This window comes from Methanobacterium alkalithermotolerans, assembly GCF_018141185.1.
GTDB lineage: Archaea > Methanobacteriota > Methanobacteria > Methanobacteriales > Methanobacteriaceae > Methanobacterium_F > Methanobacterium_F alkalithermotolerans.
Genome location: NZ_CP058560.1, coordinates 2,124,599 through 2,144,765 on the forward strand (window position 1 = coordinate 2,124,599; position 20,167 = coordinate 2,144,765).

Sequence of the window (20,167 nt, forward strand, 5' to 3'; positions counted from 1 at the left end):
TTTTTTAAGATGAAATAGGGCCAACTTACCCTATTTAAAATCTCTATTTCTAATTTTATTTTGATTTAGATCCGTATGATCTAGATTCAGCTCATTTTTTATTGCATTTCGGATAAAATGGCTTAAACTGGCCACTTCTCCATCTTCAATCTTTTTTGAAATTTCTAGTAGATCTTCCAGTTCAATGGAGACACTTTTTGTTACATACAATTCCATCACCACAATTAATACATTTAATGTAATTAATTATTAACTATCCTTATTTATAATACTTATACTTAATCCAGTATGATTAATATGTGGAATAGCATCATTTTTTATCTTCATTATATTTTGATATGACGAAGATAACCTCAGATGGCCTATCTACTAAAATCCATTAAAACAGGTTTTTTGATAAAAAAAGGAAAATATGGCCATAACGATGCAGGCTAAAAACAGATCCCAGATTGAACAATATATTGAAAAATTAATATTTTTTAGAAATAATGATAATTTAGCTTTTAAAAACTAAATTGAAAAATTCATCATACTCTTTTTCATGAAGGCTGCTGGCCACTACCTGGCAGATTTAGTAATATTTTTATACTAAATTAATATTAATTATTCTATAAGTAATAACTAAATTAAAAATAATTCAATATGGTGTTACCATGGACAAGATAAGTAAAAAGGAAATAAAAGAAGGATTAAAAGCATGGGAAAGACTTTTAGATTGGGCTACTTATGATGTGCCTTTGGTTGATGAGGATGAAGAAGAATAACCTTTTTATAAATTAACATTATTTATCATATTTTAGCCGCTGAAATCTAATTTAAGGCAGTTTTATTAGATAATATTTACTATATTTTACCTATGAAACTTTACTCGGAGCATAATAGTTAATGACCAGCCAAATATTTTACTTTTTATTTAAACTTATCAATGCGATATATAACTTTTATTTACAGATGAATTATTGTTTTTAGAGATTAATTTAGACCTTAGTTACTTTTTTTCATATAGAATCAATATTGTCCTTTGTTTTTACTATTCTAATATAAAAATAATATCTGTTAATGTTAATTATATAATATTTGGTAAATAATATATAATAGTATAACATATATTTGAGCATGTAGGGGTGATTCTATTGATTGATAGGAATCTTAAAATTTTAATATTATTAGTAGGGGTTTTTGGAGGATCTGTAGTCGCATGAGTATTTATTTTTCAGGATGATCCTTTTATGGAGTTATTTGACTTTAATTCAACTGTAAATCAGAGTGATGAAATGGAAAATAGTACCATTGACTCTAATAGTTCTTCAAATGTATCAAAAAATGGGGATTGTAGTTTTTTAACTGCGGATGAGTCTCAATTTAAGGAAGGGGAAGTCAGGTACTGTAAAGGCATTAAATATAGTTATTATGGCCAGCACGGATGGGTAACTGATGCTGAAATGAAAAGAATGCAAAGGGAAATGGAATGGGAGTTTCAAGAATCTGAAAAGGAAGGATATTGGTATTATGATCCTGAAACAGGGGGTTACTGCTTCCAGCGCTATGATAATGCACCTACTAGTACTTAGGTTTAATTTAATATTTTAGCTATAAAATAATGCGATGGAGGTAAAAAATGAGTAAAAATTTATTTATTTTATGTTTATTGATTATTGGGGGTGTGGTTGCAGTTTCAGGGTGTAACTCTGAGTATAGTTTGACCTATGAGGAGTTACTGGAAGAATATGGATCTCCTCCATCCGGAGAAAATTTAGCTGAATGGAACAGGGAAAGGGCCAAGGATGATTATTATGTATTTTTACAAAATTTTACTCTTTTAAAAGAAATGACAGTTGAAACTGCTAAAGAAAGAGTATCACCTTCATCAGATGACTCTGAAATGGACTATACTATTTTAGATTATGGCGAAAAGGATATAGAAGGAGTAACTGTTTATTATGGGCAGTGGACCACTCCTAGTAATAGAATTGAAGGAGAGGTGCTTTTTGAGATTAATAGCAGATGGTACAGTATTTTATGGTATGATCTTATAGGAAATCCTAATAAAGAGGCCATAGATGCTAAAATATCTCAAATTATATCTAAAGCAAAGAGGGTGAGTACTTAACTTATAGCCTAATAATCTACCACCAATCACTATTTTTATTTTAGAAATTATTTTTTCATTAGAATTAAAAATTTTATTTTATTTTAATTTTTTATTCTTTTATTATTAATATGATAAAATAAGCTAAAATCAAACTTTAAAGAAATAAGGGGGAAGCTAATTTTTTCCCATAGAAAGTACTGATTAGATTTTTTTAAAATGCAAGGATTATTAATTATCTTGATATTATTTGAAGCATAATTAAATCTATTTATGTTACCATTTGCACCACTTTGATAAATAATAATGCAAATAAATCTAAATTTAATTATAAATAATTATTTAATATTAATCACCATTGTACCCATTCTAATTACTCAAAATCTTTTGATAATATTTTAAATTTTATTTTTTTCTAAACTAAGGATAATTATATGATTAAATTTTAAATTTTTATAAATAAAAATGGAATAAATAAAATTATTTTTAATTCTTTTTCTTTTTATAATAAAAGTGATAATATTAATGATTTTTCTAATTTAAATGTTGATAATAATTATAATAATAAATAAAATAATTTAGTTTCTTATTTTAATTTTAAATATATTATTAATGGTTTTATTTTTATTTTTAATTATTTTAATTTTCGTTTTTGTGGCGGCTGCTTCTAGTTTTGCGTTAATATTACCGGAAATTTCGCCTGGTTCGTTTTTTGAGCTTTCAGCGGTGGAACTTCTATTAATACAACTACTAATACTTCTGCTGCTGTTACTACGTTGTAGTAAAAGGAGCAGTAATAGTATTTTTGATATTAAAATTTCGACTGCCAAAAGATCAAAAAACGTGTTGGGGCGAAATTTCCGTTATAATAAAAAACCAACATGAAGGGGGTGTAGGAGTAAAATAACCTTTAAATCCAATAAGGACCCTTATAGCCGAATTTGATCAATTTTTCTACTTTTATGCATAACTATTTATTATATAATAATACTTAAGTAATACTAATTCAGTAGGGGGTGTTACAATCTGACCTAAAAAGTAGTACTAATTGAACCACTTATTTCTCCTGCAACAAGGCAAAAGACCATTGCCCTGGAGGATAAAAAAAGGCCATCCCTGGATTTTCCTCTATTTGTATTAATTGGCCTTTTTTTAGATCTCCAGAGAGTAAGCCCTGGGAGAATATTTCTGAAAATGGCCGCAAATGGCCATAGACGTAAAGATAACAAATTTATTTTAATTTCAAATAATTCATGGGGGTGTATTTTATTGGATTTAGATGTTGAAAATAGACAGAGTTTGAATATTAAGCACGAATATGAGTTAATTAATCTTTTCCGGGACCAGAACTTTGAAGCGGCCCGTCTACCTGGTGCAGTCTCTCGGGCCCCGGATCTAATAGCAGGTGATGGTGATACGGTGTTCATTTTAAGGGTGAAGGCCACCGGGGGAGAACGAATCGAACTATATAAAAAGCACGTATGGGACCTGAAAAGGTTTTCTGTGAAGTTAAAGGCCAAACCATTACTGGCCCTGAAATACGAGGGCCACTCTCCCTGGATATTTGCTCATTTAAGTGTCTTGGAAGATGATGGTGGCCGGTTTGCTATAGGCCTGGAAGAAGCCCGTTTAAAGGGGTTTAAGATGAATGAATTAATTTCTAATGAATTACAGCAGAGGTTGGTATGAATAAAGATGAGATTAAGGATGTTTTGATAAGAAACATCAGGGAAGGGAAAAACAGTCTGTTGTGGCAGCAGCACACCGCCCAGTACATCGAGGCCATTGAGGAAAAGTACGAGGTGGTTTACATCAATGAGCCGGACCCCATAAAGGCCAAGATGGTGGAGATTATCACTGCCATTTCCCATGAGAAAGAGACCACCTTGTCCCGTAAGACTGTCCCTGAACTTAAAAAAATCCTGGCGAGTAAGACCGCCCGAAAAAAGGTGGTGATTATTTTTAACCATTTTGAGCGCATAACTGCCAGTGTGGCCCGGGCCTGGCTAAGCATATCTGAATTTGAAAGAGTGATATTGGTGGGGTCCCTTTTTGGCCGCTTCAAGAAAGGTGCCTATGGTTTGTACAAGGTCTTTGAGGTGGTGAATGAAGATGACATGGAGGAGAGCTTTGATGAGGTGGACATCAGCATCTTTGTTTTTGGCGGGATCAGTGTATTGATTTTTTTGGCTTTTTTGAGGGTAAGCCTGCAATTTGCTTTTGAAGTTACAGGTGCTTTTTGGTTGGCTGTTATAGTATTTAGAACCTTTATTTTTGTAGCAAGATAGAAAGGGGTGTGATAAAATCGAAGTTGATGGAAAATTAATTTTTGACAAGGATAAAGAAGAGCTGGTCTTTATCCTGGATGAACCTATTTATTGTGAGGCCCTGGATAACTATTTAATAATGTTGGGCTTTCTGGACCTGGAAATGGCCCGATGCATGTTCTGTGAAAGGATTATAGATATGGCCCTGGATGGTGAGGTTGTATATACCAGCATGGACCTCCCTCTGGATATGGATGTGGAAGATGATGTATCCATGGTGGTGTATGTATGAGGTTCTGGACCCACATACCCACCAGTCTATTACTCTACCTGGTCCTGATCTGGCTATTAAACTTACCAGTGACCATTCCTGGAATGGTAATTACCGGTCTGATATCGGTGGTGCCGGATATCATTGACAAGGTTACAGGTAAGCACCGTGGTTTTGGCCATTCATTTATTTTTTTGGCACCGGCCATACTGGCCTTCATGATAAACATATCCCTGGGATTGAGCATCGTATCAGCCTTCATTACTCATGTGGCCCTGGATTGTGCTACCAAGAAGGGTGTTCCTTTATTTTATCCATTTTCTGAGACCCGGCTTTTATACCCTAAAAAGGAGAAGTCCAGGATAACCACCGGATCCAGCCGGGAAGTGGCCCTGGCAATGCTGATTATATTTTGTTTGGTGCCGTTGGCATATGGCCTGACGGTGGGTATGCCGGATCTGGATGAGATCTGGGCCCAGGATGAAGAATTAGAAAATAAAACTGAAAATAACTCGGCTAAAGAATATATAAAAAGGGATTATAGGAGGTATTATAGTCCTGAGAGTGAGGATAAAAAGGTGGAGGTGATAGTTAAGGTGGTTGAAGTTAAAGGGAATGATAATTATAGTAAAGATTCAGATTATTACAGGTTAAGAAATGGGCAGAATAAAACTGAGAATTATTCTGCCCAATTATGATTTCTTTTATTGTGAATTATTCTTCTAAAACATATTCCTCTCCTTCCAAATTATTTTTTTTAACGGTTTTGTAGAAACCCTTTTTTTTTAGTTGATTTGTGTTGTTCTGTAGATGTTGTATATTGTGTTTTTGAGTTTGGTTTCTTTGTTTGATAGTTGTGTGCTTCTGCTGTGGTTTGTGCCGTTGAATTTTCTTTTTATTGTTGAAAATATGCTTTCTATATTGTTTCTTTTTGTGTATATTTTGTGTCGGAATATTGTTGGGCTTTTTAGTCTGTATTGTCCTTTTTTTGCTCTTTTTTTTGAGAGGTATTTGGTCAAATGCTTTTGAGTTCTTCATTTATGCATTTTCTTATTGGTTCTGTGTCATATGCTTTGTCGGCTACTATGTAATCTGGTTTATACTTTTTGATTTGTCTTAATGCGGGTTTTGCAAATTGTGTGTCGTATTTTGGTCCACGTGATGTTTGATAATATAAAATAAGGCGTGTTTTTACGTCTATTGTTAAATGGTTTTTTATGTAGCTTTTTCTTTCCTTTTGCCGTATTTTTGCATAATATTTGTCTGCATAATCATTCGTAAAACCAGAGCCGTCTAATGCTATTATATCTGCTTTAATATCGTTTAATGTTAATATTAATTGGTTAATTTCTCTAATTTGTTTTGAAGGTAGTCTTTTAAAAAATTTTTGGATCGTTGTAAAGTGTGGAACCTTTTTTATTCTTAAATATTTCTTAATTATGTCTGATACATCAATAAAATCAATTATTTCACGATATGTTGATTTTGTGTAAATTTTGATTGCTAATATCGTGAATAAAGCATGTTGTGAATATAAATGGTTTGAAAAAGCATTAGAATACTTATTTATCGCTATTTTAACATAATAATACGTTCTTTCGATGAATTTCACCAGTTTATTTTCTTTTAATTCACTATTCTTGTTTAAAACACTTTTTAAACGTTGAATATTAGAATTTTTAAAACTAAAATCCAAAAGATTTAACTGCTTTGAAACTCCACTATAAACAGGGGAATAATAGATTTCGCTAATCATAATAGTATTATTCCCCTTTCTCATTATAAATACTTTAGCAACCTGTTTTAAAAATATGTAGCTGTAATTTCAAGTTAAAACAGGAAAAACGAAACTTAAAACTAAAAAATTTTTTTTACAAAAAAATCTACAAAAAACCTCAACTTCAAATAAAAAAAAATAAGGGTTTCTACAAAGCCATAATTTTAAAGAAAAATCACAAAAAGAACGCATCATAATGCTTTAAAATTTATTAATAACCTTAAACTTTATGGGGCTCATCATAGTTATTCGAAAAATTTCAGATAAAAAAACCGAAGGATTTATTATAAAACTACCTAAAAATTCATTTAATCTGATTATTTCGCTTTAAACTTTTATTAATCCCCTTAAATGATTAAAAAATGATAAAATTAATCAATTAACTTAAATATGTCCGTAAAATCTTTTTGAATAAATAAAATAAAAGGTTCTAAAGATGCTATGAGAAACTTGAAATTATGGAAAAAAAGATATAATATGCTTAAAAATACGAAAAAATGATACTGATTACTTGGATTTTGATTGGTTTTCAAGCATAATTATTACTTATTAATATTTGTGATATTCATCACATAATATTTTTTTTTGTATTAATGATAGTGAACATAATTAATAAATGAAAATATAATATATTTTTTTCGAAAAATAATAATATTTTCAAATAATAAAAATGGAGGAGATCAAATTGGAAAAGAAAGTATTTGCAGTATTATTAATAATTTGTTTAGTACTGCATTTAAAATTAAGTGATATGGCACTATATGCCCCTAATGTCACTGAAAACTTTAAGGGGGTGAATTATGATGGACATAAAAAAAATTTTAATTTTAATGACTATATTAGCATGTTTAACTCTGTCTATTAGTAGTGTTTCGGCATCTAATTTGACTTTTAATGAAACTGGATTAGCTTCTCAAGGTGTTAAAAACTATACTGAAGCTAATAATAATAAGTTACCGAATCATGTGGTTGTCTCAGATAAAAATAGTACCATGCCTTCTTTTTTACGTACACTTACTACTACCACAGTACAACTCAATTCTGGTGTAACTACGCCAGTAAATATTACTAATGTAAATAATCCTACTGGACCTTCTGGAACTGCAACAGGCATAGTATATAAATCAGAGTATGTACAAATTGCAAATAATATAAATACCTTTATAAATAATAATGGTGCAGCTCCTAATTTTGCATCTAGTAGTAGAGGCAACATACGTTATGAATCACTAGTCTACATGTATTCAAGGATAGTAAACTGGTATTATGTAAATGGAGAATTACCCACTTATGTAACCGTAGTTCATTGTAGCGGGGTAAATTCCAATGGGGTAGTAATAGATAATGTACCTCCAAGTGTAACCAATAGCCTAGCTCCAGGTACCTACAACACCTTAAAAAATGTGACTTTAACTGCCAATGATAACCATGATCCTAACCCTAAGGTTTATTATAGTTTGGATAATGGTGCTACATGGAGTAATCAAATTAAAACAGTTACATTAAACCTTAATGTTGGAGTAACAAACTTAAAGTATTATGGGCGAGATGCAGCAGGCAATCAAGGCACCACTCAAACAGCAACTTATACTATCAACACTAATTCAACAGCACCAACAAGCTTCACCATAGATGAAATAAAAAATGCAGCAAGTTCTGTGAAATACTATGTCGAAGACATTAAACAGTTGCCTTCCAATGTAACGATTTCTGGAATTACAGTAAGTATGGCGGAATTCCTAAAACTCCAGTCAATAGCATTATTAAATATTAACAGTACTTCTAACTCATCTATCGTATTAAGTAATGTCATAGATGCTACAAATTCTACAGAAAATCTTCAAACTGGTAAATTAAATCAAACAGAGTATCTTCAGATTGCTAATACTGTTAAAACTTTTATTGACTCCAACGGCCAAGCACCAAATTTTGCCTCTAGTACTAAAGGAAACATAGGCTTTGAATCACTAGTCTACACATTTGCACAAATTTTAAACTCCTATCAAGTCGGCAATGTTTTACCTAATTTCATCACAATCAGACCATGGACAACTGTTACAAATAATAACACAGTTTTCATAAGGATGGAACAGATTAGAAAAGCAGCAGATACGGTGCAATCATATGTGGAAACCAGCCATAAATTACCAGACCATGTAACTATCTCTGAATCTACAGTTAGCATGCCTCAATTCTTAAATTTACAACTAAAATCTTTAATAAATGCTGATGCTTATTTATATCAGTCAATTATTTTAGAAAATTACACTACAGCTCCGAATCCATATGAAAGCATAACTGGCGGCAATCTAAATTATGTAGATTATATGAGTGCAGCAAATGATATAATTGCATTTATGGATAGTAATGGCCATGCACCAAACTATAAAGATACTGTAAGGGGATATATACGTTTTGAATCTTTAGTTTATATGTATGCGGAGATAATAAACTCTGTTTATAGGAATAATGGATTTCCACAGCATATACCATTAAGGCCTTGGTCAACTGTTACGAATAATAATACGGTATTCATAACTATGGATCAGATAAATGCAGCAGTTTGGGGTGTACAGAATTATGTAGAGACTTATAATGCGCTTCCTAGTAGTGTAACTATTTCTGGAAGGCAGATAAGTATGCCGCAATTTTTGAATTTAGAAATTAAATCACTAAAAAATATTCAAGCAGGCCTATATCAATCTATTATTCTACAAAATTACAATACTGCACCTAACCCTTCAGAAACATTAACTAGTGGTAAAATTAACTATGAGAATTATCTTAATTCGGTAGATACTGTCATCTCATTTATGAATGATAATGGTCGGGCGCCTAATTTCACTTGGACATCTCAAGGAAATATGCGTTATGAATCCTTAGTTCATATGTACGCTCAAATCCTGAATTATTATAATGTAAACAAAGATCTTCCACAATATGTTACAGTTAACCCTTGGACAGTGGTATCCAATCCAAATACGGTATCTTATAATACTGGACAAATAATTAGTGCAGCAGAAACTGTTAAATCATATGTGGAAACTAATAATGCACTTCCAAGTAGTGTGAATATTTCTGGAACACCAGTGAGCATGCCACAATTTTTAAAACTCTTAACTACAACTCTGCATAATATAAATGGTACATATGCTGGTCAAATAGTCTTAGGAAGTTATAATCCACCTACAAGTACTTCAGAAACTATCACTGGAGGAACTCTCAACAAAACCCAATATCTGGATCTTGCAAGGAGTGTTGAATTTTTCATGTATGGTAATTTAAGAGCTCCTAATTTCCAAAACTCTAGCCTAGGAAATATAAGATACCAATCATTAATCTATATGTACAGCCAAATACTAAGCTCATATAAAGCAAATAACTACAATTTACCTGATTTTATTACAGTAAGACCGTGGTCGGTTGTTTCAAATTCAAATACTAAGTTTATAACAACAGATCAAATAAAAAACGCCTCAGAAACTGTTAAATCATATATTGAGACTAATCACGCACTACCAAGCAGTGTCACAATATCTAACACTCAAGTAACTATGCCTCAGTTCTTAAAACTTTTAACAACATCAATATCAAATATTAATGGCCAATTAAATGCTACTATTGTCCTGCAAAATTATAATTCAGCTCCTAATCCTTCTGGAACTATAACTGGCGGAATCCTTAACAGTACAAATTATTTAAACATTGCCAACAATATAATCTCTTTTATGGACTCCAATGGACACGCACCAAACTTCGCATACAGTAGCCTTGGAAATATACGCTATGAATCCTTAATTTACAAGTACTCTTTAATCATGGGCTATTATTCTAATAAAACAGAATTGCCCCAGAATATTACTGTAACACCATGGTCAGTTGTTTCAAATCAAAGCACAGTATTCTTTACTAATGATCAGGTAGAAAGTGCTGCTAAAACAGTACAATCCTATGTAGAAACCAATCATCAGTTACCAACTAATGTGATAATTAATGGAACTACTGTTACCATGCCCCAATTCCTACAACTTGCAACTACTGCACTATTAAACATAGATCGCTCATTATACAGTTCAATTGCACTTAAAAGTTACAATACTGCTACCAACCAATCAGAAACCATAAATAATAGTGAGGATATTACTTACACAGATTACATAGAATTTGCAAATGATATAAATACATATATGCGTATTAATGGAAAAGCTCCTGACTTTATAACTACTAAACTCGGGACAATGCGCTATGAATCACTTGTATACATGTACAGTCAAATTTTAAGCTCCTATAATGCAACAAGTACCCTAGCAGAATTCATAACAGTAAATCCATGGTCAACTGTTTCTAATTCAAGCACTATATTTATAACAACAGACCAGATAAAAAACGCATCACAAACAGTAAAATCATATATCGATACAAATCACACACTACCAAGCAGTGTAAACATATCTGGAAATGATATAACCATGCCTCAATTCCTTAAACTAGCTGCTAAATCAATCATAAATATTGAAAATTATTTGAACATTTCTATAATATTAGACAATGTAGGAGAACCAACAACTTCCATAGAAAATATAACTGTTGGAACAATAACGAGTTATGAATTTGTAGACATTGCAAATAAAATAACATCATTTATGAATTCTAATGGCACAGCACCCAGTAACATTACTGATATAAGCTTAGGAAGCAATATAGGCTATGAATCATTGGTTTACATGTTTTCTAAAATAATGATGTCATATAATGCTACTGAACACGCTTGGGGGAGTATTTCAGTTTCTCCATGGGTAGCATTGTCTAATCCTGATGGGACTTTTAATTTCAGATCTCAAAAAATGTTTAATTCAATACAGGATGCTATAGATGATGATGATACTATAAGTGGTGATACTATATGGCTTAGAAAAGACATATATTCAGAAAATGTTTTAATTAACAAAAAAATCATCATAAGACCAATTTATGGAGTTGATGTATCAATATATGCCTTAAATTCTACTCTTCCCATATTTACCATAAACATCGGTGGAAATGGCACAACTATACAAGATCTCATTATAAATGGATCTATGGGGAATGTTGGTATTTATATCAACAATTCAATTGAAAACCAAATTCTCGGAAATAATATAACAAACACCAGTGATGGTATATACCTGTACAACACTACCAAGAACTTGATTTCTGGAAATAATATAAATAATAACAGTGGAAATGGTTTACTCATCAACACAGGATCTGATAATGAAATATCAAGTAATATAATTACTTCAAATGGTTTTGCAGGGATTAGCATCCAGAACTCTGATAAAAACAAGATTTACAGTAATATTCTCACTAATAATCAAGATGGAATTTATTTAAATAACTCCTCAACAGAGATTCACTTAAACCAGATTGCTGGAAACATCAGATACGGACTCTACAACCAAGGTAATGGCACTATAAATGCAACCAATAACTGGTGGGGTACCAATAACCCAATTGTATCCTCAGCAAGTCCTAGTGACATTAATATAGATGGCGGCACAGTAACATATAATCCATGGCTAGTACTCACCATAAACAGTTCAACCGATCGTTCAGACCGCAACGGCTCCAACTACAATTACATAATAACTGCCGATTTAACCCACAACAACCAAGGAAATGATACCTCTTCAAAAGGTAATATTCCTGATAATATACCTGTTAACTTCAACTCGACTATAGGAACTATTAACAGCTCAGATTCTACCAAGAAGGGCAAATCAGAGATTAAACTTACAAGTACCCAAGCAGGCACAGCTAATGTTTCAGTGACATTAGACAACCAGACAGTATCCAAATTAGTCAATATAACCAGTGTAAATGTGCTAGGAGTGTATAATACTAGGACTCAAGAAAGCTTTATCAGTATACGGGATGCAATAGATGATGCCGATACACGAGATGGTGATTCCCTAACTATATCTGAAGGCATATATACCGAAAACGTTGTTGTTAACAAAAAACTTACAATAAAGGCAGCTGCGGGAGCAAAAGTAACAGTTAAAGCAAAAGACGATGATAAAAGTGTCTTTGTCATAGGTAATGGGGGGAGCGGTTCAACTATACAAGGATTCAACATAATTAGTTCTAGTGATTCATATGGAATATCTTTAAGCCACTCGTATAACAACAATATCAGTAACAATAATGTATCAGACAGTAACAGAGGAATTTATTTATATAACTCTGGAAATAATACCATATCTGGAATTACCATAAAAGATAGCTACTACGGAATATTTATTTACAATTCAGCCAGTAACAATATATTTGGTAATATAATAAAAAACAATGAAAACGGTATTTATCTTAGAAACTCCAATTACAATATAGTTACAGGAAATACAATAGTTGATAATTTCTTTGGAAGCTATGTTTATCATTCTAACAACAACAATGTTACTGGAAATATTATTACTGGTAACTGGGCCGGAATTTATCTCTACGACACTAACAATAACTACGTAACTAATAACAATCTTACAGACAATGGGGCAGGAATCACCCATTATAACTCCATTGGCATAGTTATATCTGGAAATAACTTCAGTGACAACTGGATTACAGATATATCTGTAATAGACTCTGGTAAAGTGGTAATGGCCACTAGTTTCTACACATGTGGACCAGCAGCATTAGCCACAATCCTCAAAAATATGGGAATATACACTACAGAAATCGAACTCGCAGAATTAGCAGGTACGGATGAAACAGGAACTAGTTTGTTTGGATTGACGACAGCAGCACTAAATAAAGGTGTAACTGCAATAGGAGCAAGATTAACCACAGATCAACTTAAAAGCAATCATATGGTTGTTCTATCTATTAAGGGAGTCAATCACTTCGTAGTTATACAAAACATTACTGACACAACAGTTTATCTATTCGACCCTAACCTTGGAAACGTTGAGATGACGATGGACAAATTCAATGAACTCTACATTGGAATTGCACTGATAATTAATGAACAGGCACCAGCAAACGCTACATTATTAACTGACACTGAAATGGAAAATATCAAAGGATTTCGCTGGGAAAAGGTTGCAAATGAATATTGGATACCCGGATTCTATTATCCTACTTTGCAATGGGTAAATCGAATCATTTATTATCCCGTCATTAAATTTAGATGGGTTCCTGGCTATCGTCTCTTTGGTAGAATCCCTATACCTGGCCACTTTAAGCCTTATATAAAATTGGAAAAATTAATCATCCCTGTTCCAAAAATAGTATGGAAGTGGAAACCACCCGAAAAAAGGACATACTATACATACAAAAGAGTCCCTGATATACCAGTTTATTTTTCATATGTACCTAATTTAGATCGTACAAGCAAAAAAATAGCTTATGGTGGTGCAACGATATTCATGGGAGCGGTCGGTGTAGTATTCGGTCCAAACCCTGCTTATCGAATTGGTGGGGCAGGGATGATATATAGTGGTTTATATAATTACCAACAGCATTTAGACGAGGTAGGTTACGGAGATGATTGGCGCTATACAGACCCACTTTTTTATATATAACTTTTGTAGTTATATATAATGTCCATTTTTTTTTAAAAGTTAAAAAAGAAAATAGGAGGTATAAATTAGATGGTTAAAATTAATAATAAAATAAGATTTGTAGTTGGAATTGTTCTTGTAATTATGAGTATATACTTATTCCTATTACCTGGAACTTTTTTTATTAAATCTTTTATGTTTCTATTCTCAACGTATTTTCTTGTAGATAGTGTTTTAGAAAATAAATCTGCATTAATGTCCGTTTTTTGGGGTATATTAATACTATTAATGAGTATTATTTCATTAAGAATAGATAACTTACCCTTAATGTCGGTGGAGGTTATATTTGGGATTTTGTTAGGTTTATCATTTATAGTAACAGGGATAGGAGTAATTTCAGGCCATTTAAGTGGAAAGTGGGTAAAACTAAATTAAATAACTAAAAACTCACAATAACTTAGATAATAAATAATGGTTTATGCATGTTGAAATATAGATCTGAAACTCTTAAATTTCAGGATTTAAACTGATGCAATTTCATGGGGTTTTTTTAGATAAAAAGATTTAGATACCTCTATTTTGATAAAGTGTCCACTAACAAACTTTTTTTTAATATTTTTTTTAGTGGTTAATAAATTAAAGAGAGCCAAAAAAATGAAAAGTAGAGATTTTTTTATTCTATTTTTAGCGTTATTATTTGTTGGATTTTCAAATTACTCCTCTTCATGAAATCCAGGCCTACTGGTCTATTCTTTAACCATTATAGGGGTATTGATTTCTGGAACTAAGCTCTTTAATTACAACCGGATTATTTATTATGTAATTTTTTTATCCCTAATAATAGTTCAAAGTATAATATTGCTGGATGGCTATTTATTTAATCTAACCTACTTGCAAAATACTAAAGAATATGCAATTTTAGGTGGGGCAGTTACATCATATCTATTTGTAATTATATTGCTTTTTAAACCCAATATTTTCAGGTCTGATCTTACTTAAAATAAACAGCTAAGAGTACCTATATGATTTAATAGAGAATTTTTATCAAATTTTAATCCACTTCAAAGTGGAAGCCAATAATATTTTTTTATAGTAAGGATTGCGACGAAGAATATATCTCCAGTAAGAGATAATCCAGTTATAGAAGGCCATACAAAACTATGAAAGTTTACTGAAGGCTTTAAACCTTATACAATCTAATACTATTAATTGAAGGGAAAAAGGTAGGTAAGATATATGAGGCAAGGTATAGGAATAATAGTGGGTAGTTCAATTCTGATATTAGCTAATTTAATGTCTTTGGGAGATCCGACGTTTCCATACCGTATTATAATTATACTGGGACTTTTATTTAGTATTATATATGGGTTTTTTGAGTATAAGGAATATTACAATCAAATAGCGTATTCTCTCATTTTAGCTGTGTTTTTGATTATAATATGGACATTATATTTCATCCAACCATTTTCCCCAAAGGTGGATGAAATGATTTATCGTTTAGAAACATGGATTATCACATTAATGCTATTAGGACTATCTTTAGGTGTGTTTATATACTGGAGAAAAAAGTCAGAAACATCAAAATGATGATTTTTATGTTAATACTAGCACTATTAAAACTTTGAATGATTATTTAAGTAGAGTTATGAATATCAAAACTAAAAAAGAATTTTTTATTTTTAGAAAATAAAATGCAAAAGGGGGAAGTAAGTGAAATTAGGGCGATTACTAATAATTTTTGGGTTTTTAGGAATATTATTCTCTTTATTGAGTTTTTTTCTTTCCGGATCCCCGTCGTACTTATTTATTAGTTCATTTGGTGCATTTTTTATTTTAATAGGGATATTTGGGGATAGATACTATAATAAGAGTTTTTATCTAAGTTTTTTAGGTGTGGTTATCTTTCAAGGAGTAATATTAAGCTATATTTACTTTTTTAAACCAGTATACACAAATGAATCATTATTTTACTTCAATATTGTATTTTTTATAGTATATGCGGTTTTTTTTGTTTATATATTCACTCAAAGAAATGAATATTTCCAAAAAGAAATTTCAAGATAACCAATTTTCCTATTTTTTAAAGGATAAAAAGATTTATTTAAGAATGCACCGTTAAAACATCTGTCATAAGCCAAAATAACAATGATAGATGTGCTGGATATTATTTGCTAGATTATAGTTGGTTTAAAATTTTCTCTTTTGCTTTTTTAGCAAGTTCACAGTCTGGTTTTAATTCTAATACTTTATTTAAACATTTTAATGCTTCCTGATTATTTTTTAGTTTTTGGAAAATTTCAGATTTACCATACCATGCCTCAACGTCAAGGGGATCTAATTCCAGGATTTTATTGTAAGATTCTAATGCTTCTTGATTTTTTCCAAGTTCTCCCAGGACCATTCCTCTCAGGTACCATACATCAATGGCATTAGGGTCTAATTCTAAAGATTTATCATAGGATTTTATTGCTTCTTGTTGTTTTCCTAGTTTTCTGAGTAAATTACCTCTATTTGACCAGACGGTGGGATGTTCTGGATATAATTCCAGGCCCTTATCATATGCTTTTAGTGCATCGTCATATTTTCCTAATTTTTTTAATATATATCCTTTTTGAAACCATGCGTCAACATTGTCTGGTTCTAATTTTGATAATTTGTCATAAGCTTTTAATGCTTCCTGATATTCTCCGGCTTCTAATGCAAAATAGCCTTTATTAAACCATGTATCCACATTTTCAGGTTCCAGTTTTAAAGCTTTATCAAAAGATTCTAATGCTAACTTATATTCTCCCAGTTGTGATAGAGATATTGCTAAAGTATATTGTGCACCCGGATATTTTGGATCTAATTCTAGAACTTTTTTAAAAGAACCTATTGCCTTATTATATTCTCCCAGTTTTGACAGAGCAAATCCCCTCTCAAACCATAGATAAGCATCTTCAGGATACCATTCTAAAGCTTTATCAAAAGATTCTAATGCTTCTTGATATTTCTCAAGTGTCATTAAAACCCCGCATTTATTAAACCAGGCATCTTTATAATCCGGTTTTAATTCTAGGAATTTATCATATGATTTTAAAGCTTCCTGATACTCTCCAAGATTATAAAAAATAATTGCTTTACCAAACCACACTTTATGATAATCAGGATTTAACTCCAAAACTTTATCAAAAGCTTTTAATGCTTCCTGATACTCTCCAAGTTCTGATAAAGAAATAGCTCTACCAAACCAGGCTGTGGAATTATTTGAATCATTTTTTAAAATTTCATCATATATTTCCAGTGATTTTTGATAGTTACCTTGTTGAAAAAATTTGTTAGCTTTTTTAAAACGCTTTTTTTGGTTATATTTTTTAAGTAAGCCTATTTCAACACCCCCTGGAAAAAATATGGCGTCGCTGCTGCCGGATATTATTTGCTAGATTATAGTTGGTTTAAAATTTTCTCTTTAGCTTTTTTAGCAACTTCACAGTCTGGTTTTAATTCTAATGCTTTATTTAGACATTTTAATGCTTCTTGATCGTTATTTAGTTTTTGGAAAATTTCAGATTTACCATACCATGCATCTGCTTTAAGGGGCTCTAATTCCAGGGCTTTATTATAAGATTCTAATGCTTCTTGAGTTTTTCCGATTTGTCCTAGGACCATTCCTCTCATGTACCATCCATTGGTGTAATCAGGTTCTAATTCTAAGGTTTTGTCATAGGATTTTATTGCTTCTTCTAGTTTCCCAAGGTTTCTAAGTGGATTAGCTCGATTAAACCAGGATTTAGGTTCTTCTGAGTATAATTCCATACCTTTGTCATATGCTTTTAGTGCATCATCATATCTTTCTAATTCGTTTAATGTATATCCTTTTTCAAACCATCCATCAGAATTGTCTGGTTCTAATTCTAAAAACTTATCATAAGCTTCTAATGCTTCCTGATATTCTTCTGCATCTACTGCAGTATAGCCTTTGTTAAACCATACTTCCATATTTTCTGGTTCCAGTTTTAAAGCTTTGTCATAAGCTTCTAATGCTAAATTATACTCTCCAAGATAGGATAAAGATATAGCTTTATAGTATTCTGCATCAGGATATTTGGGATCTAATTCTAGAACTTTTTCAAACGCTTTTAATCCTTCCTTATATTCCTCAAGATTTGATAAAGAAACTCCCTTACCAAACCAGGCTGAGGAATCATTTGAATCATCTTTTAAAATTTCATCATATATTTCCAGTGCTTTTTGATATTTACCTTGATTAAAAAATTTATCAGCTTTTTTAATACGCTTTTTTTTATTATATTTTTTAAATAAGTCTATTTTCAGGCCTCCTAAAAAATGGACATTTCCTATATCATGTTCTTAAAATTAGGATTATAAAGTAGAATATCTCTATAATAAAATAAATATTTAAATAACCGCCAGTTTCCCGGCAGAGGTTATCTCCAGTTTTTCCTGATCAATAAAACCCATCTCCCGTAGTTCCCGGATGTGGTTATAGGTCATACCCCGGCTGATACCCATCTTTAGGGCCAGATCTTTTACCGAGGTTTCTCCTTCCATTAAGGTTTCCAGGAGTTGTTTTTTGGTTTTGGATATGCCGAAGTTGAGTATGGGTAGGTCAATTAGTTCATGGTCTTCCTGGGTGACGTATACTATTCTTTCTACTTCGTGGTGCCGGGCATAGCAGCCAAAAAGTGCTCCCAGGGCCTGTGTTTTTCTACCCCCACTTACATTCACCACTACCTTTTTACCGGCTGCTTTTTCTTCATCTATTGCCTCGGCGGTGTCCTGGGCAACCTGGACCACATTATATAAACTGGTTTCCTGGTATACTATTTCAATGAATTTTCCAAAAGTATCCTTTAACATCTGCTCCACATTATTTTTCTCTTCAGGAGGATTATCTTCTCTTAAAAGAACCAGTTTCTTAGGGGAAAACTGGGTGATGCAATACATGACCGGCTCAAGGGAATAAATAGTGGAAATCAAAGTTGTTTCGATAAATATCACTCATCCTATATAATTTTCCTAAATGCTTAATGGTAACTCATGGTTACTTATGTATATTATTATGTGGTAGCTAGTTTATATTTATATTTTACCCAAATAAGGGCTATAATAACCTACTAAAGTCTAAGTCTAATAATTTTAGCTGTATTAAACTTCAGTTACTATAATTATCTGCTATTTATGCTGAATTATCCTTAAATAACTTATAAGTTAATTAAAATAATAAATCGATTATTAAATTTTATATCTAAAATTAAAATAATTAGCAGATTTCGCCTATTACTTGTCACACGCTATCTCCACATTTAAATAAGATTTATTTACACTTATTATATTATAGGAGGTGGATTTATGCCGTACCTTATTTGTGAAGATTGTGATATGAGTTATGAGGTGGATAGTGGTGAGGATCCCTCCTTATATATCTGCAGCCAGTGTGATGGCCCTTTAATTTATGCTGAAAAATTAGGCGAATATGGCCCTGGCCCAGAAGCTTCTGAAATTACTAAAATCGGCAGCTCCACCTTCACCGAGAAGATGGTTTCTCGATATAATTTCATAATGTACATTGCAGCTGCAATATTCTTCCTTAGTGCTCTGGCCCTTTATTTTGGTTACTACTTTGCTATTTTACCCCTGGTGGCCTTTTCTGGTATAATAGTATCTATTTCCTCCCGCCGCAGGAGCTGGAAAAAGGGAGACAAAGGAGAAAAGATAGTGGCCTGGTGCCTGGATGAACTTCCCAGTTGCATTATTTTTAATGATGTTAATCTCCCCTCGGGCCGGGGCAACATCGACCATGTAATAGTTTCCCCTAACGGCCTTTTTGTCCTGGAAACTAAAAATTATAAAGGCCGCTTCGCAGTTAAAGGCGATGAATGGTTCTATAAAAAAGACAAACGCCTTATAAAATCAAAATCCAACCCTGGAAAACAGATTAAACGCAACGCACTCTCTTTAAAAAAATTTTTAAACCATTACATGGACATGGATAAGGTCTGGATTAATTCCCTAGTGGTCATGGTAAATGGCCGTGTGGATATAATAGATCCAACCCCACATTATAATATAATCCGGCCATCCCAGATAGAAAGGGCTGTTAAAATTGGTAGAAGTAAGTTAGATCTGGATACTATTTATTCATTATCCTGTCTATTGCAGGATTATTCTAGTGAAATGGTCTATCGGGCCGGTTATTGGCCAGAAGAATGGACCCAGTAA

The 20,167-nt window shown here is 32.0% G+C and carries 18 protein-coding genes; 10 read left to right on the top strand and 8 right to left on the bottom strand.

The features are described 5' to 3' along the window. Nucleotides 1-30: 30 nt before the first annotated feature. Nucleotides 31-210 (bottom strand): hypothetical protein, encoded by a 180-nt coding sequence (locus HYG87_RS10700; protein WP_211533149.1) that lies wholly within the window; start codon nt 208-210, stop codon nt 31-33. Nucleotides 211-1,229: 1,019 nt separating this feature from the next. Between HYG87_RS10700 and HYG87_RS10705 the strand changes: the two genes are divergently transcribed. Both HYG87_RS10705 and HYG87_RS10710 read left to right on the top strand, forming a co-directional pair. Further along, nucleotides 1,230-1,571, top strand: coding sequence for a hypothetical protein (locus tag HYG87_RS10705; protein WP_211533150.1), 342 nt, complete (start codon nt 1,230-1,232; stop codon nt 1,569-1,571). 47 nt (nt 1,572-1,618) lie between these two features. Further along, complete coding sequence (locus HYG87_RS10710; RefSeq protein WP_211533151.1) at nt 1,619-2,110, top strand: hypothetical protein; 492 nt, start codon at nt 1,619-1,621, stop codon at nt 2,108-2,110. Nucleotides 2,111-2,667: 557 nt separating this feature from the next. Here the strand turns inward: HYG87_RS10710 and HYG87_RS10715 are convergent. Next, on the bottom strand, nt 2,668-2,919 hold the full coding sequence (locus HYG87_RS10715) for a hypothetical protein (RefSeq protein WP_211533152.1): 252 nt from the start codon (nt 2,917-2,919) through the stop codon (nt 2,668-2,670). Between the two features lie 227 nt (nt 2,920-3,146). Next, the gene (locus HYG87_RS10720) at nt 3,147-3,293 is read right to left on the bottom strand and encodes a hypothetical protein (protein ID WP_211533153.1); all 147 of its coding nucleotides are present in this window, start codon (nt 3,291-3,293) and stop codon (nt 3,147-3,149) included. A 65-nt stretch (nt 3,294-3,358) separates the two neighbouring features. Here HYG87_RS10720 and HYG87_RS10725 point away from each other — a divergent pair, with 65 nt between their 5' ends. The 4 genes from HYG87_RS10725 to HYG87_RS10740 all read left to right on the top strand — a co-directional run bounded on the left by HYG87_RS10725 (nt 3,359) and on the right by HYG87_RS10740 (nt 5,325). Further along, nucleotides 3,359-3,778 carry a hypothetical protein gene (locus HYG87_RS10725; RefSeq protein ID WP_211533154.1) on the top strand — a complete coding sequence of 140 codons (420 nt, stop codon included), beginning with the start codon at nt 3,359-3,361 and terminating at the stop codon, nt 3,776-3,778. Next, the gene (locus HYG87_RS10730) at nt 3,775-4,377 is read left to right on the top strand and encodes a hypothetical protein (RefSeq protein ID WP_211533155.1); all 603 of its coding nucleotides are present in this window, start codon (nt 3,775-3,777) and stop codon (nt 4,375-4,377) included. The genes HYG87_RS10725 and HYG87_RS10730 overlap by 4 nt, the downstream gene beginning before the upstream one ends. A 118-nt stretch (nt 4,378-4,495) precedes the next feature. Next, nucleotides 4,496-4,648 carry a hypothetical protein gene (locus HYG87_RS10735; protein WP_211533156.1) on the top strand — a complete coding sequence of 51 codons (153 nt, stop codon included), beginning with the start codon at nt 4,496-4,498 and terminating at the stop codon, nt 4,646-4,648. After that, nucleotides 4,645-5,325: a metal-dependent hydrolase gene (locus tag HYG87_RS10740; protein ID WP_211533157.1), complete on the top strand. Its 681-nt coding sequence runs from the start codon at nt 4,645-4,647 to the stop codon at nt 5,323-5,325. Before HYG87_RS10735 ends, HYG87_RS10740 begins: the two co-directional genes overlap by 4 nt. 16 nt (nt 5,326-5,341) lie before the next feature. Here HYG87_RS10740 and HYG87_RS10745 read toward each other — a convergent pair whose 3' ends face one another. Together HYG87_RS10745 and HYG87_RS10750 are read right to left on the bottom strand one after the other, a co-directional pair. Beyond that, nucleotides 5,342-5,665 carry a hypothetical protein gene (locus tag HYG87_RS10745; RefSeq protein ID WP_211533158.1) on the bottom strand — a complete coding sequence of 108 codons (324 nt, stop codon included), beginning with the start codon at nt 5,663-5,665 and terminating at the stop codon, nt 5,342-5,344. Further along, nucleotides 5,643-6,383, bottom strand: coding sequence for a transposase (locus HYG87_RS10750; protein WP_211533159.1), 741 nt, complete (start codon nt 6,381-6,383; stop codon nt 5,643-5,645). The genes HYG87_RS10745 and HYG87_RS10750 overlap by 23 nt, the downstream gene beginning before the upstream one ends. Before the next feature lie 821 nt (nt 6,384-7,204). Here HYG87_RS10750 and HYG87_RS10755 point away from each other — a divergent pair. From HYG87_RS10755 to HYG87_RS10765, 3 genes are all read left to right on the top strand, one after another. After that, complete coding sequence (locus HYG87_RS10755; RefSeq protein ID WP_211533160.1) at nt 7,205-13,966, top strand: pseudomurein-binding repeat-containing protein; 6,762 nt, start codon at nt 7,205-7,207, stop codon at nt 13,964-13,966. A gap of 69 nt (nt 13,967-14,035) precedes the next feature. Then, nucleotides 14,036-14,380 carry a hypothetical protein gene (locus HYG87_RS10760; RefSeq protein ID WP_211533161.1) on the top strand — a complete coding sequence of 115 codons (345 nt, stop codon included), beginning with the start codon at nt 14,036-14,038 and terminating at the stop codon, nt 14,378-14,380. An 801-nt stretch (nt 14,381-15,181) separates the two neighbouring features. Continuing rightward, nucleotides 15,182-15,532, top strand: a complete 351-nt coding sequence (locus HYG87_RS10765) for a hypothetical protein (RefSeq protein ID WP_211533162.1) — start codon at nt 15,182-15,184, stop codon at nt 15,530-15,532. Nucleotides 15,533-16,121: 589 nt separating this feature from the next. On the opposite strand, the gene HYG87_RS10770 is transcribed toward HYG87_RS10765, so the two are convergent. From HYG87_RS10770 to csa3, 3 genes are read right to left on the bottom strand one after another with little or no spacing between them, the layout of a single operon-like run. After that, nucleotides 16,122-17,360: a tetratricopeptide repeat protein gene (locus HYG87_RS10770; protein WP_320055119.1), complete on the bottom strand. Its 1,239-nt coding sequence runs from the start codon at nt 17,358-17,360 to the stop codon at nt 16,122-16,124. Nucleotides 17,361-17,368: 8 nt separating this feature from the next. Further along, nucleotides 17,369-18,286, bottom strand: a complete 918-nt coding sequence (locus tag HYG87_RS10775) for a tetratricopeptide repeat protein (RefSeq protein WP_211534326.1) — start codon at nt 18,284-18,286, stop codon at nt 17,369-17,371. A gap of 57 nt (nt 18,287-18,343) precedes the next feature. Continuing rightward, complete coding sequence (gene csa3 / locus HYG87_RS10780; protein ID WP_249164857.1) at nt 18,344-18,946, bottom strand: CRISPR-associated CARF protein Csa3; 603 nt, start codon at nt 18,944-18,946, stop codon at nt 18,344-18,346. Between the two features lie 351 nt (nt 18,947-19,297). On the opposite strand from csa3, the gene HYG87_RS10785 reads away from it, so the two are divergent. Then, nucleotides 19,298-20,167 (top strand): nuclease-related domain-containing protein, encoded by an 870-nt coding sequence (locus HYG87_RS10785; RefSeq protein ID WP_211533164.1) that lies wholly within the window; start codon nt 19,298-19,300, stop codon nt 20,165-20,167.

Coding starts and splice junctions, on each gene's coding strand:
- HYG87_RS10705 (WP_211533150.1), top strand. CDS start 1,230: ATGGAGTTATTTGACTTTAATTCAACTGTAAATCAGAGTGATGAAATG.
- HYG87_RS10710 (WP_211533151.1), top strand. CDS start 1,619: ATGAGTAAAAATTTATTTATTTTATGTTTATTGATTATTGGGGGTGTG.
- HYG87_RS10730 (WP_211533155.1), top strand. CDS start 3,775: ATGAATAAAGATGAGATTAAGGATGTTTTGATAAGAAACATCAGGGAA.
- HYG87_RS10735 (WP_211533156.1), top strand. CDS start 4,496: ATGTTGGGCTTTCTGGACCTGGAAATGGCCCGATGCATGTTCTGTGAA.
- HYG87_RS10740 (WP_211533157.1), top strand. CDS start 4,645: ATGAGGTTCTGGACCCACATACCCACCAGTCTATTACTCTACCTGGTC.
- HYG87_RS10745 (WP_211533158.1), bottom strand. CDS start 5,665: ATGAAGAACTCAAAAGCATTTGACCAAATACCTCTCAAAAAAAAGAGC.
- HYG87_RS10750 (WP_211533159.1), bottom strand. CDS start 6,383: ATGATTAGCGAAATCTATTATTCCCCTGTTTATAGTGGAGTTTCAAAG.
- HYG87_RS10755 (WP_211533160.1), top strand. CDS start 7,205: ATGATGGACATAAAAAAAATTTTAATTTTAATGACTATATTAGCATGT.
- HYG87_RS10760 (WP_211533161.1), top strand. CDS start 14,036: ATGGTTAAAATTAATAATAAAATAAGATTTGTAGTTGGAATTGTTCTT.
- HYG87_RS10765 (WP_211533162.1), top strand. CDS start 15,182: ATGAGGCAAGGTATAGGAATAATAGTGGGTAGTTCAATTCTGATATTA.
- HYG87_RS10785 (WP_211533164.1), top strand. CDS start 19,298: ATGCCGTACCTTATTTGTGAAGATTGTGATATGAGTTATGAGGTGGAT.